Origin of the sequence: Actinoplanes sp. SE50/110, from assembly GCF_900119315.1 — a bacterium.
In the GTDB taxonomy this organism is placed as follows: Bacteria; Actinomycetota; Actinomycetes; order Mycobacteriales; family Micromonosporaceae; genus Actinoplanes.
Window position 1 is genome coordinate 8,325,528 of sequence record NZ_LT827010.1, and the last position, 12,998, is coordinate 8,338,525.

Below are 12,998 nucleotides of genomic sequence, written 5' to 3' on the forward strand. Positions count from 1 at the left end.
GATTGGACCGGGGTGCGCGAAGGTCATCCGCACCTACCGTTTCTGCATGACCGCCATGCGCCGCTACCTGATGTGCCGGCCCACCCACTTCGCCGTCACCTACCGGATCAACCCGTGGATGGACCCCACAGCGCCGTACGACAACGCGCTCGCCGTCAGCCAGTGGGAGAACCTGCGCCGGACCTTCCTCGAGCTGGGCCACACCGTCGACCTGGTCGACCCGCTGCCCGGCCTGCCGGACATGGTGTTCGCCGCGAACGGCGGCACGATCGTCGACGGGCGCGCGCTGGGCGTGCAGTTCCGGGACGCCGAGCGGGCCGACGAGGCGCCGGCGTACGCCGCGTGGTTCCGGGCTGCGGGCTTCGAGACCGAGATGCCCAAGCACACCAACGAGGGTGAGGGCGACATCCTGCTCGCCGGCGACCTGCTGCTGGCCGGGACGGGGTTCCGCACCTCGCACGCGTCGCACGCCGAGACCCAGGAGTTCCTGCGCCGTCCGGTGGTCACCCTGCAGCTGGTCGACCCGGCGTACTACCACCTGGACACGGCGCTGTGCGTGCTGGACGAGACGAACATCGCGTACCTGCCGTCGGCCTTCTCGCCGGGTTCGCAGTCCGTGCTCCGGCAGCTGTTCCCGAATGCGATCATCGCAACGGCGGAGGACGCCGCGGTGCTCGGCCTCAACGCGGTCAGCGACGGCCGTAACGTGGTGCTGCCGGTCCAGGCGACGCACCTGACCGAGGAGCTGCGCAAGGCCGGTTACCACCCGATCGGGGTGGACGTCTCCGAGCTCCGCAAGGCCGGTGGCGGACCCAAGTGCTGCACGCTGGAGGTGCGCTCGTGACGACCGTGGAATTCCGTACCGCAGAGGCGCTGGCCGAGGCGGAGCGCTGGACGGCGCACAACTACCACCCGCTGCCGGTCGTCGTGGCCGAGGCGGAGGGCGCCTGGGTCACCGACGTCGACGGCCGGCGCTACCTGGACATGCTCGCCGGATACTCGGCGCTGAACTTCGGGCACCGGCACCCCGGGCTGATCGCCGCCGCGCACGCCCAGCTCGACCGGCTCACCCTGACCAGCCGGGCGTTCGTGCACGACCAGTTCGCCGCGTTCTGCCGCGGGCTGGCCGAGCTGTGCGGCAAGGACCTGGTGCTGCCGATGAACACCGGCGCCGAGGCCGTGGAGACCGCGGTCAAGGTCGCCCGCAAGTGGGGATACCAGGTCAAGGGCGTGCCGGCCGGGCGCGCCGAGATCATCGTGGCGGACGGCAACTTCCACGGCCGGACCACCACCATCGTCAGCTTCTCCACCGACCCGGAGGCGCGGGCCGACTTCGGGCCGTACACCCCCGGCTTCGTGGTGGTCCCCTACGGCGACGCCGAGGCGCTCGCCCAGGCGATCACGCCGGACACGGTCGCGGTGCTGCTCGAACCGATCCAGGGCGAGGGCGGCGTGCTGATCCCGCCGGCCGGCTACTTCGCGGCGGTCCGCGAGACCTGCACGGCGAACAACGTGCTGATGATCGCCGATGAGATCCAGTCCGGCCTGGGCCGCACCGGCAAGACCTTCGCGATCGAGCACGAGGGCGTCGTCCCGGACATGTACGTGCTGGGCAAGGCGCTCGGCGGCGGCATCGTGCCGGTCTCCGCGGTGGCCGCGAACACCGACGTGCTCGGCGTGCTGAAGCCGGGCGAGCACGGGTCGACCTTCGGCGGGAACGCACTCGCCTGCGCGGTCGGCAGCGCGGTGGTCGGGCTGCTGGGCACCGGCGAGTTCCAGGAGCGCTCGGCGCGGCTCGGGGAGCGGCTCCGGGCCGGCCTCGAAGGGCTGATCGGCAAGGGCCTGGTCGCGGTGCGCTGCCGGGGCCTGTGGGCCGGCGTCGACATCGATCCGGCGCTGATGACCGGCCGGCAGGCCTGCGAACGCCTCGCCGCCCTCGGCGTCCTGGCCAAGGACACCCACGGCTCGACGATCCGCCTGGCGCCGCCCCTGGTCATCACCGAAGAGGACCTGGACCACGCGGTCGCCCAACTGGCCGCCGTGCTGGCAGGCTGATCTCTCACCGATAAAGGCGCCACTGCTCGGCAGTGGCGCCTTTTGGTTTTCCGTGACCACACGCGGGTGGTAGGGCATGGCGGTTTGCCCTGGACGCGCAGCGGCCAAAATCGCCATGCCCGGAAGCGGCGGGAGCAGCGATCGGTTATCGGCCGCAGCGTGCGACATCATGAATTTGATCTAGCGTTTGATCTATCTTCCGACGGGGCGGATCGCCATGGTCGGGGCCTCGGCCATGACCGATTGTGGTTGGATGACGCCGCCGTTGGCCCACAGCTTGGCGCGCCCCACGTGCACCCCCGCGTACAGCTCCACCACGTCGTCGGCCGCGAGCACCCGGCTCTCGTCCCGGTGCAGCGTGATCCGCTCCTCGTCATCCTGCGAACCCCCGGGCCGGACCCCCGTCCCGTTGGTGCTGATGTCCTTCACGGTGATCTCCCCGGCTCGCAGCGCGAACCGCACGTGACCGCGACTGATCCATTTGCGCGCGTCCGCGGTCAGCCACTGGCCCAGCATCACTCCGCCGCCGCCCTCCGGCGCGCGGCCGACGACGACCGGCTGATCCTCGGCGACGGTGAACCGCTGCCGGATCACCCCGTCGATCCGGACCGAGAGCACCTCGGTGTGCGGCCGCGGGCCGGCGTCCTTGAGCCGCTCGCCGTGCCGCGGGCAGGTCGGCACGCCGGCGCGCAGGGCCGGCGGCGGCTGGGCGACCGGGCTGGTGAAGGTGCGCATGTCGGCGAACGGGCTGTCCGAGTCACCGCCGGTGCCGAACGTGGTGCAGTTGAAGTCGGGGCACTTCCAGATCCGGGCCAGCAGCCGCTCGCCCAGCGGCGACCGCGGCGTGGGCGGGATCGCCTCGCCCCGGCCGACCCGGGCGACCAATGTGGGGCCGCCCTGCTGGGAGACGAGCGCGAGCAGCCGGCCCGGCTCGGCGACCCAGGGGCGGGTCTGCCGGAAACGGTCCTCCCGGTCACGGGTGAGCACCGGCAGGCCGAGCATCTCGGCCACCTCCAGCACCCGGTCGTCCATCTGCGGGACCACCTCGACCTTGCCGTCGTCGGCCCAGCGGCGCACGACCATGCGCTCGTTCGACGTGAGGTCGGTGTCGGAGAGCAGGCCGCGCGGGGCGATCACGTAGACCGGAACGTTCTCCTCGGCGACGTAGCGCCCGAGGGCGTCGACCAGCAGGCCGAGCCGGACCAGGCTGGCCGGACGGCCCCCGTCGAGGTCGGCGTACCGCACCACCTCCGACAGATCGACCACGGCCCGGGCGAGCGCCGGATCGGTGGTGAGCCGGGCCTCGATGGCGTCGAGGACCTTGCTGACCTCGAATCTCACGAGTCCTCCCCCTGTCTTTCGCAATAGCTCCGACTCATCATGCCCCGGAAGAGATCCCACCGGCGAACCGGGCATCCGGCCGCCGTTTGCCCGTTCCCACGATCGGGCAACTCTGCCATCGACGGCTTTGATGCGACGAAAGGACGGCCATGCGGACTACACGGCTCGCACTCACCGTGGCCACGGCGGCGTTCGCGGTGGCGGGCTGCACCGCGGACGGCACGCCGGCGACCTCGGCGACCAGTGCCCCGGCGGCCTCGGCCGCGGCGGCGCCCTCGGCCAGCGCGGACCCGGCGGCGGTCCAGGCCCTGTCCGGCGCGGCCAGCACCCTCGGGAACAGCAGCTTCAAGATGACCATGACGCAGGGCAGCGGATTCCAGCTGACCGCGGACATCGACGCGCCGCACGGCAACGGCACCGCGGAGATGAACGCGAAGGGCGGCAACACCGCACTGACCGTGAAGACGCTGCTGTTCGGCAAGGACCTGTACGCCCAGATCCCCGGCGTGACGCAGGGCCAGAACTGGACGCACCTGGACATGGCCCGGCTGCCGGACGGCTCGAACATCGGCCTCAAGCCCGGCCAGATCGACCCGGCGAACACCGCGCAGCTGCTCAGCTCCACCACCGACGTGCACCGGGCCGGGGAGGGCTCGTACGCCGGCACCGTGGACCTCACCAAAGCGGCCGGCGTGGCCGGGATCAGCAAGGTCACCCTCGACGGGTACGGCGCGGACGCCAAGCAGGTGCCGTTCGAGGCCACCCTGGACCAGCAGGACCGGCTGGAGTCGCTGACCCTGCGACTGCCCTCGGTGGACAGCCGGGAGACCGCGCCGCTGCAGGTCAAGTACTCCGATTACGGCCAGACGGTGACCGCGCAGCGGCCGCCGGCCGGTCAGATCAGCGAGGCGCCGGACAGCGTCTACCAGGCGCTGGGCGGCAAGTAGCCGGTCCTCACCGGGCGGTGCCGCGGTCGATCCACAGTGGCCGCGGCGCCGGCCGGTTCTCCTCGATCCACGCGTCGATCCGGGCCCACCAGGCGTACAGCCAGTCGATCCGCTCCCGCTCGCCGGCCGGCACCTCCTCCGGCGGGACGCTCCAGAACCGCATCACCAGACGCTTGTCCATCGGCAGCTCGCGCCACACGTCGCCGATCGTGATCATCCGGTCCAGACCGGTGTGCGCCACGAAGATCACCCCGGCGTCCGGGGCTGCGTCGATCGCCGCGAGCAGGCCACCCGGTTTCGGCGGCAGCAGGTTGCGCAGGCCCTCCGCCTTGACCGCCATCTCGTCCAGACCGCTGGCCCGCAGTCGGGCGATCGCCTTGACCCTGCGGCGGGGCGTGAAGTTGCCGCCCTCCGGGAAGATCACGAAGGCGTCGTTGTCGTCCAGCCCGGTGGCCAGCTCACCGATCTGGTCCGCCAACCGGTCGGTGGCGGTACGGCCCGGGGTGATGAACCTGTTCGGCAGCCGGTTGAGCAGCACGTCGACCGCCGGATCCCACTGCAGGGCGGCCTTGAGCACGATCCGCGGTTCCCGGGCGAACCAGTTGACCAGGGCGTGGATCAGCGTGAACGAGTCACCCGGCCCGGCGTGCCGGCTCACCACGATCTCCGGGCGGCCCGGCTGGGCGGTGTCCGGGTCGGTGCCGACCACGTCGATCGCCAGGTGCAGCGACCAGCGGGCGAACCAGAACAGGGTGCGCAGGAACGCGCCGGTCACCACGTAGTGGGCGCGCTGGAACACCGGGCCGCGGATCCACCGGCCGGCGCCCGCGGCAATCCACAGCGCGGCCAGCACGATCAGCGCGGCGGCGTCCCAGACGACGTACACGATCAGCAGGAAGACCAGCCGCGGCACCCGCAACCGGCCGGGGACCAGTGGCGACACCGCGAGCGCGAGAAGCAGCCAGACCGGCAGTGTGGTCAGCAGACCGGCGGCGAGCAGCACGATGGCCGGGGCGATGACCAGGCGCCGGGCCCACACCGGCGGCAGACTCACCGCTCGCCGTCCGGCAGCGGGTGCACATTCGCCGCCAGGTAGCGCCGGGAGGCCGTGTAGGCCCGGCTGATCCGCCGGCCGACCCGCGCCATGTCGCGGTAGGCCCATGGGGAGTCGTCGCCGACCTCGCCGCCGCCACTGGGCAGGACATGCACGCGTACGCCGTCCGGCAGCGACGCCATGTCGCGGGCGAACCGGTGCCGCCGGGCGATCTCGAACGCCACCTGGGCCACCTCCCACGGCCGGCGCGGCACGCTCAGCTGCCGCTCCACCCGGCCCACCTGCAGCACGAAGATGAGCCGCGCGCCGAGCCGGACCGCCTCACTGATCGGGATCGAGTTGACGATCCCGCCGTCCACGAAATGCTCACCGTCGATCTCGGTGGGTGGCAGCAGCCCCGGCACCGCGGACGAGGCGAGCACCGCGTCGACCAGCGGACCGCTGTCGAACCAGTGCTCGGCGGCCCGCTCGATGCTGGCCGCGCAGCAGTGGAACGGCACCTTGAGATCGGCGAAGGTGGCCGCCTCGCCCAGCTCCCCCGCCAGCAGACGGCGCAGCGGCAGCGGCGAATGCAGGTGCGTGCGGGCCGCGAACCGGCGCAGCTGCCGGCCGATCGAGTCGCCGTAGACGGCGGCCGCCTCCGGGGACGCCCAGAGCCGGACCAGCCGGTCGGTGACCGCCTCCCCCGGCTCGGCCGCCACCAGCGCGCCGTTGACCGCGCCGATCGAGGTGCCGACCACCACGTCGGGCCGGAACCCGGCCCGGAACAGCGCGCGCAGCATCCCCACCTCGACCGCGCCGAGCACGCCACCACCGCCGAGCACGAACGCCACCGGACCGTCGACCATGCGCCCCATCGTGACACGCGCTTCACGGGGCCGCTCGCGGTCCTAATCCAGCTCGGGCATCGCCACCGGCTGGGGGCGGGGATGGCAGGTGCCGCACTGCACCGCGTCCTCCACCACCAGCGCCTCGGCCCGGTCCCGCACCGCCGACCTGCTGATCTCCAGGAGGTACGGCCCGAAACGGGCGTGCTCGGTGCACACGCCACGTCCGCAGAAACGGCACGTGGCCCGGGCGCTCTCGGCGCAGAACCAGCACAGCACGGGCGGGCCGCCTCTCTCCTGCAGTTGCCGCCGGTCTCTTCTAGTTGCCGCCGGTATCCGGGGTGGTCGTCTGCGCGGTCGTCGGCACCGTCGTGGGCACGGTCGTCGGCACCGTGGTGGGCACCGTGGTGGGCACGGTCGTCGGCACCGTGGGCACGGTCGGCCGCACCGTCGGCCGGGTGGACGGCTTGACACTCGGCTTCGCCGACGGGCTGGCGCTCGGCGACCGGCTGGCGCTCGGCGACGGGTCGGCGCCGGCCGACGCGCTGGCGCTCGGACTCGCCGACCCGGACGGGCTGGCCGACGCCGACGGTGAGGCCGTGTCGGAGGGGAACGGCGCCTCGGACGGTTCGCCGCCCTCGGGGGCCGCCGGTCGGCTCACCTTCTGCCCGTCGCCGCAGCTCAGGTCGCCGCCGATGGCCGGGGCCGGCACCCCGCCCGCGCTGACCGTGCCGGTGGCCACGGTGACCGCCGCCAGGTCGACCGAGAACCAGGCCCGGCCGGCGCTGGTGACGTCGCCCTGGTCACGGCCGACGGTCAGGGCGAGCGGCCGGTAACCGCCGCTGGTGCCGGCCGTGTCGGCGAGCACCCGCCCGGACTCCAGGGTGACCCGGCCGGACGGGATCGCCTGCCGGCCGCCGCCCACCGCGGCCGCCGTCAGCGTGACCCGGGCGCCCGGGCAGATCAGCAACGCCCCGCCGCCCGGGAAGGTGAGCCGGACCCGCGACTTGCCGGGCGCCTCGACCGAGGCGCCGGCGCCCAGATAGCGCCGGTCGCCGACGGCGAGCGTCTCGTTCCGCGCGGTGGCGCTGCCCCGGTCGACGGTGAGCAGCACCTTCTCGGCCGGCATCTCGGCCCAGGCCGGACCGGCGCTCAGGTCCAGCCCGAGGCCGCCGAGCACCACGACCACCAGCACGCTGACGAACGCCCACATGCGCTTCTCGAAATGGCGGTCGACGTCGAACTCGTCACCGCTGTCCGGCGGGCCGGGCGGCACCGCCAGCGGCGGGTGCACGGCGCCCGGGCGGACGGCGAGTGGCGAACCGGGCCGTAGCGCCGGCATCGGCGCACCCGGGCGGGCCTCCGTGCCGATCAGCGGCGGCAGGTCGGACGCGTCCGGGATGATCCACAGCCGGACCGGGGTGCGGGTCTGCGCCACCATGCCCGGCGTGCCGTCGCCGACCGGGCCGACCAGCGTGCCGCGGCGCAGCTCGACACCGTCCGGCATGGCGATCACCCCGGACTCGACCACCACCGCGTGGGTCGGGCCGTGCAGCATCACCGGGGCACCCGGCTCCAGGTCCACCGGGTGGGCCGCGGCGATCAGTGCGAGCTGCTGGTCCTCCTCCAGACCGGCCAGCGCCGGGGTGTCGGCGAACAGCGCCTCGGCCTCGGCCCGCTCGTGCGGCGGCGGGCCCGGCAGCGGGCCGATCACGGTAGCCACCGTCGAGGTGGGGACGGCGAGCAGCACGGCGCCGGCCGCGGCGTGCCAGTCCAGCGCGGCGCTGCGGCCGGTGAGCGCGGCGGCCAGGCCGACCACGCTGCCCGGGCCGGCGTGGTGCCGGATGCTGCCGCCCGGGTCGCCGGGGCGACGGCCGTGCAGCGCGCCCTCGACCACCACGTAGACGGCGGCCTGCTCCGCACCGGCCAGTACCAGCTGCCGGCCGATCCGCGGATGCTCCCAGCGGGCCCGGGCGGCCAGCGACTGCAGCGCCGGCTCGGGCAGGCCGCCCAGGTCGGAGGCGTGCAGCGCGGCCATTCGGTGCGGCATGTCGGCCTCCTGGTCGCGCTCGGCGGAACGCCGCCGCCACCGGCGCCATCCGCTGCCGAGCCGGCCGAGCAGGAAATAGAGCGGCGGGGCCAGCAGGCCGCCCAGCATCACGGCGAGCAGCAGGCGGGCGCCGAGGCCCTCGTACCAGAGGCCGAGGACCAGGCCGGAGACCCGGTCGGTCCACAACCGGTAGCCCAGCGCGACGGCGGCGCCCAGCCAGAACAGGGCGAGCATGCCGTACAGGGCGATCAGCCGGCCCTCCCGGTCGAGCACCGACCAGCGCGGACCGCGCCGGCGCAGCCGGCCACCGAGCCAGGCCAGGCCGCGGGCCCGCAGGTCGGGGATCTCCAGCCAGTCCATCAGCAGGTATTGACCATCGAGCGGCAGCAGCGGGCTGAGGTTGAAGAAGGTGTGCAGGTAGAACAGGAAGGCCAGCTTGAAGGCGAGTCCGCCGAGCAGCGGGACGCCCAGGCCGATCAGCTGGAACAGGCCGGCCAGGGCCAGGCCGGTGGCCGGGCCGGCCGCGGTGACCGCGATCCGGGCCCGCCGGCCGGCCATCCAGACGTCGCTGGTGTCGACGAAGACCGTGGGCAGGCCGAAGTGCAGCAGCAGGCCGGCGGCCGGCACCTCACGGCCGACGCGTTTCGCGGCGAGCGCGTGACCCAGCTCGTGCAGGCCCATCGCGACCACGTTGAGTAACAGCAGCGAGATGGCGCCGAGTAGGTAGGAGTCACCCGAAAGGAACAGCGGGTGGTTGCCGCGCTCCCAGCTGAACAGGAACAGCACCGCGCCGGCCATCGACAGCAGCGCCCCCAGCCAGAACGCCGGACGGGTGAACAGCAGCCGGCCGGCGCCGTTGTAGAGGCCGGTCAGCGTGCCGTCGACGTTCACCGAGAGCACCCGGCGGCCGCGCACGGCGGCCAGCAGCGAGCCGCCGACCCGCTGCGGCAGCGGCTCCGGGCGCATCTCGCGCAGCGGACGGAAGGCGTCCCGGGGCAGCTCCTGGAGCATCCGGTTGCCGGCCAGGTCGGCGACCACCCGGCGGACCTGGTCGGGGGCGAGCCGGCCGGCGATCCGGGCGAACTCGGCGACCAGCCGGGCCACCGTGCAGCTGCCGTCCATCATCAGGGCCAGCTGGTACTCCTCCGGGCTCAGCCGGAGATAGCAGCTGCGGCCGCCCTCCTCGGGCGAACGGAGCATCACGTACCGCCCGCCGCGGACCGTGGTGCGGTGCCGGACCTCGATGCCGCCCCGCAGTTCGGGACGGGCGCGAGCCGGGTTGAGCCGGTCCGCGACGGCGTGCCAGAGCCCGGAGTCGGCGGGGCCGGACTCCGCTTTCGGGGCCCGGCCGGCCAAAGCTTCCCAGACGCTGGTCCGGGTCTCGACGTACGTCAACTCGCAGGGCCTCTCACTCCGCCACGGTGGGCGGTCAGAGATTAGAAGGTCCCCTCAGCAAACGCGAGTCCCCGGCGGTGAATCCTGCCCGTACGTCGTGAAGGTCCTGAATAGCGGCATAGAGCGGAATACGGCGGGTGACGTGCCCACCCCCTGGCCACGTCACCCGCCGTAGTGCGACGGTGGAGGTCTACTGGGATTCGGCGAGCGTGACGGTGACCTGCTTCTCGGCGCCGTTGCGGGTGAAGGTGATGGTCATCTGCTGGCCGACCGTGCCGGACTGGACCGCGGCCACCAGGTCGTCGGACTCGCTGATGTCCTTGCCGTCGACCTTGGTGATCACGTCACCCTTCTGCAGGCCGGCCTTGTCCGCCGCGCTCTTCGACACGACCTGGCTGACCAGGGCCCCGCCGTTCTCCCCGGTGGTGACGCTGACGCCGAGCGCCGGGTGGCTGACCTTCTTGCCGGACATCAGCGACTCGGCCACGGTCTTGGCCTTGTCACTGGGGATCGCGAAACCCAGACCGATGTTGCCGGAGCCGGAACCGGAGGTGGCGATCGCCGAGTTGATCCCGATCACCTCGCCGTTCACGTTGACCAGCGCACCGCCGGAGTTACCCGGGTTGATCGGGGCGTCGGTCTGCAGCAGGCCGGTCATCGTGGTGCTGCCGCTGCCGCCCTGTTGCTGCTGCGACTGGCCGAACGGGTTCTGCCCCTGGCCCTGCTGGTCCTGCTCGCTGCTGGACTGGATGGTGCGGTCCTTGGCGCTGATGATGCCGGCGGTGACCGAGCCCTCCAGGCCGAGCGGGCTGCCCAGCGCCAGCACGGTGTCGCCAACCTGCATCTGCGAGCTGTCCCCGAAGGTGGCGGCCTTCAGGTTCGACACCCCGGTGGCCTTGACCACGGCCAGGTCGGTGCGCGGGTCGGTGCCGACGATGGTGGCGGTGGTCTTCTTGCCGTCCGCGAAGATGATGTTCACCGTGTCGCCGGTGGCGGTGGCGACCACGTGGTTGTTGGTCACGATGTAGCCGTCGGCGCTGAGGATCACGCCGGAGCCCTCACCCGACTGGGTGGTGATGGAGACGACGCTGTCCTGCACCGCGGAGGCGATCTGGGCCAGCGACGACCGGTCCACCACCCGGCTGACCGAGGTGTTGCCGGACTTCACCGTGGCCGGCGCGTTGTCGTCGTGCACCGCCAGTGCGGTGGCGGCGCCGACCCCGCCGGAGAGCAGCGCGATCAGCACGGCCGCCGCGCCGGCCAGCACGAACTTGCGTCCGCGGCCGGGGTTGCGGGGCGGCTGGTCGACCGGCTGGGCCCAGACCGGGACGACGCCCTCCGGGTTGGTGGTGTGCTGCCAGCCGGGCTGCTGACCGTAGCCGGGGTGCTGCCCGTACTGGGGGTAGCCCGAGGTGGGGGCGGCGGACACCGGCTGCTGCCAGGGCGACTGGGGCGGGTGCGGCGGCTGCGGGGCGGGCTGCTGGTAGCCGCCCGGCACGGGCTGCGCCCAAGGATTGTGCGGCGGCTGGGGGTGCTGCGGCTGCTGGGGGTGCTGCGGCGCCGGGGGCTGCTGCGGGTACTGCGGAGCCGCGGACGGGTGAGCGGCGTTCTGCGGGGCGGCCGGCGGCTGCGCTGCGGTCGGCTGCTCAGACTCCACCCGCTCCGTGCTGAACTGCTCAGCGCCGGCGTCCGCGGGCTGCGGGTTGGTCTCGTTCTCGTTCATGGTGATTACTCTGCCCCGTGCTACTCGTACCGGACTGTGCTAGTCCTGGATGTTTTCTGTGAACCTTTTTTCGACATTTATGGTAGGCAAAGTGACGCGGAACGTGGCGCCCTGACCGGGTTCGCTCAGCACGTCGACGGTGCCGTTGTGGGAGCGCACGATGGCCGCCACGATGGCCAGGCCCAGCCCGGTCCCGGTGGCCTCCCGCTGAGTGTTGCGGGTCCGTGCGCCGTCCGCCCGGTAGAACCGCTCGAAGACGCGGCTCCGCTGCTCCTCGCTCAGGCCCGGGCCGGTGTCGGCCACCTCCACCACCGCGCGGTCCGGCCCGGCGGCGTAGAGGCGCAGCGCCACGGTGGCCTCCGGCGGGGTGTGCACCAGCGCGTTGGTGACCAGGTTCCCGATCACCTGGCGCAGCCGGGCGTCGTCGCCGAGCGCGATCAGCCGCTCGTGGTCGTCCCGGACGTCCAGCTCGATGGTCCGGTCCGGGTGGGTGGCCCGGGCCGCGCCGACCGCGTCCACGGCCAGCACCGGCAACTCGACCGGGGCCAGATTGAGCGGGCGCTCCCGGTCGAGGCGGGCGAGCAGCAGCAGATCCTCGACGAGCAGGCCCATCCGGGCGGCCTCGTCCTCGATCCGGCGGACCAGGCGGGCGACCGCCTCCGGGTCGGAGACCGCGCCCTGTCGGTAGAGCTCGGCGAAGCCACGGATAGTGGTCAACGGCGTACGCAGTTCGTGGGAGGCGTCCGCGACGAACTGCCGCATCTTCTCCTCGGAGCGCACCGCGCGCCCCTCGGAGAGCTGGGCGGCCTCGGCCGCCTCCATGGCCTGCCGCTCCGAGGTGGCCCGGGCGTAGAAGGCCGCCTCGATCTGGGCCAGCATCGCGTTCACCGCGGTGGACAGCCGGCCGAGCTCGGTGGTCGGCTCACCGCCGTCCACCTCCGGGTCGGGCACCCGCTGGCTGTAGTCGCCGGCCGCGATCCGGCCGGCGGTCCGCTCGATCTGCAGCAGCGGGATCAGGCTCTGCCGGACCAGTGCCGCGCCGACGATCGCGAGGGCGAGCAGCACGCCCGTGCCGACCAGCACGTCGACCCACACCAGCCGGCCGATCACCCCCTGGACGTTGCCCATCTGCTCGCCGACCGTGAGCACGTCGCCGTTGTCCAGCACCTTGACCCGGACCCGCCAGGTGTACAACCCGTCGGCCGACCGGCTCGTGTACAGCTTGCCGTCGTACTCGGCGACCTTCTCCGCCCCGGTGATCAGCGTGGGCAGGCTGTTGCCGCTCGTCAATCTGCTCTTGCTGCCGACGCCGACGCCGACCCCGCCGACGCTCGTGAGCACGACCAGGTAATCCCGCGGCGTGTAGACCCGGATGCCCGAGTCGTCCTGAATGAGGACGGCCGCGTCCTCGGAGAACTCGGTGAGCTGCGCGTCCAGCCGGGACATCAGATAGGTGCGCAGCGCGATGGTGCTGGCCGAGCTGATCAGCGTAAGCGCGGCGAACACCAGGACCAGCACCGACGCGACGAGTTTGGTCCGCAGCGAGATCTTGCGCAGGGTGGGCTGCGGCGGGAACGCCTGGCGCACCCGCTCGGAGATCGACATC

The 12,998-nt window shown here is 72.8% G+C and carries 10 protein-coding genes; 3 read left to right on the forward strand and 7 right to left on the reverse strand.

The genetic code is table 11. The features are described 5' to 3' along the window. Positions 1-46 precede the first annotated feature (46 nt). Together ddaH and rocD are read left to right on the forward strand one after the other, a co-directional pair. A complete protein-coding gene (ddaH, locus tag ACSP50_RS37115; RefSeq protein ID WP_043516279.1) occupies positions 47-844 on the forward strand; it encodes a dimethylargininase in 798 nt (265 codons plus the stop codon). Next, positions 841-2,055 (forward strand): ornithine--oxo-acid transaminase, encoded by a 1,215-nt coding sequence (rocD, locus tag ACSP50_RS37120; RefSeq protein WP_014694473.1) that lies wholly within the window; start codon positions 841-843, stop codon positions 2,053-2,055. The genes ddaH and rocD overlap by 4 nt, the downstream gene beginning before the upstream one ends. A gap of 192 nt (positions 2,056-2,247) precedes the next feature. Here the strand turns inward: rocD and ACSP50_RS37125 are convergent, their stop codons facing one another. Continuing rightward, a complete protein-coding gene (locus ACSP50_RS37125) occupies positions 2,248-3,396 on the reverse strand; it encodes a hypothetical protein (RefSeq protein WP_014694474.1) in 1,149 nt (382 codons plus the stop codon). 149 nt (positions 3,397-3,545) lie between these two features. On the opposite strand from ACSP50_RS37125, the gene ACSP50_RS37130 reads away from it, so the two are divergent. Beyond that, entirely contained in the window at positions 3,546-4,343 is a 798-nt protein-coding gene (locus tag ACSP50_RS37130; protein ID WP_014694475.1) for an LppX_LprAFG lipoprotein, read from the forward strand. 7 nt (positions 4,344-4,350) lie between these two features. On the opposite strand, the gene ACSP50_RS37135 is transcribed toward ACSP50_RS37130, so the two are convergent. The 6 genes from ACSP50_RS37135 to ACSP50_RS37160 form a co-directional block, all read right to left on the reverse strand. Further along, positions 4,351-5,397 carry a 1-acyl-sn-glycerol-3-phosphate acyltransferase gene (locus ACSP50_RS37135; protein WP_014694476.1) on the reverse strand — a complete coding sequence of 349 codons (1,047 nt, stop codon included), beginning with the start codon at positions 5,395-5,397 and terminating at the stop codon, positions 4,351-4,353. Beyond that, a complete protein-coding gene (locus ACSP50_RS37140; RefSeq protein ID WP_043512918.1) occupies positions 5,394-6,245 on the reverse strand; it encodes a patatin-like phospholipase family protein in 852 nt (283 codons plus the stop codon). Before ACSP50_RS37140 ends, ACSP50_RS37135 begins: the two co-directional genes overlap by 4 nt. Positions 6,246-6,287: 42 nt before the next feature. Further along, the gene (locus tag ACSP50_RS37145) at positions 6,288-6,443 is read right to left on the reverse strand and encodes a hypothetical protein (protein ID WP_231956792.1); all 156 of its coding nucleotides are present in this window, start codon (positions 6,441-6,443) and stop codon (positions 6,288-6,290) included. A 100-nt stretch (positions 6,444-6,543) separates the two neighbouring features. After that, positions 6,544-9,669 carry a cyclic nucleotide-binding protein gene (locus tag ACSP50_RS37150; RefSeq protein WP_014694479.1) on the reverse strand — a complete coding sequence of 1,042 codons (3,126 nt, stop codon included), beginning with the start codon at positions 9,667-9,669 and terminating at the stop codon, positions 6,544-6,546. Positions 9,670-9,859: 190 nt separating this feature from the next. Next, complete coding sequence (locus ACSP50_RS37155) at positions 9,860-11,392, reverse strand: S1C family serine protease (protein ID WP_014694480.1); 1,533 nt, start codon at positions 11,390-11,392, stop codon at positions 9,860-9,862. 39 nt (positions 11,393-11,431) lie between these two features. Then, positions 11,432-12,997 (reverse strand): HAMP domain-containing sensor histidine kinase, encoded by a 1,566-nt coding sequence (locus ACSP50_RS37160; protein WP_043516281.1) that lies wholly within the window; start codon positions 12,995-12,997, stop codon positions 11,432-11,434. Position 12,998 lies beyond the last annotated feature (1 nt).

Excerpts from the sequence above, each read along its gene's own strand:
- ddaH (WP_043516279.1), top strand. The coding sequence starts at position 47 with ATGACCGCCATGCGCCGCTACCTGATGTGCCGGCCCACCCACTTCGCC.
- ACSP50_RS37130 (WP_014694475.1), top strand. The coding sequence starts at position 3,546 with ATGCGGACTACACGGCTCGCACTCACCGTGGCCACGGCGGCGTTCGCG.
- ACSP50_RS37140 (WP_043512918.1), bottom strand. The coding sequence starts at position 6,245 with ATGGTCGACGGTCCGGTGGCGTTCGTGCTCGGCGGTGGTGGCGTGCTC.
- ACSP50_RS37155 (WP_014694480.1), bottom strand. The coding sequence starts at position 11,392 with ATGAACGAGAACGAGACCAACCCGCAGCCCGCGGACGCCGGCGCTGAG.
- ACSP50_RS37160 (WP_043516281.1), bottom strand. The coding sequence starts at position 12,997 with ATGTCGATCTCCGAGCGGGTGCGCCAGGCGTTCCCGCCGCAGCCCACC.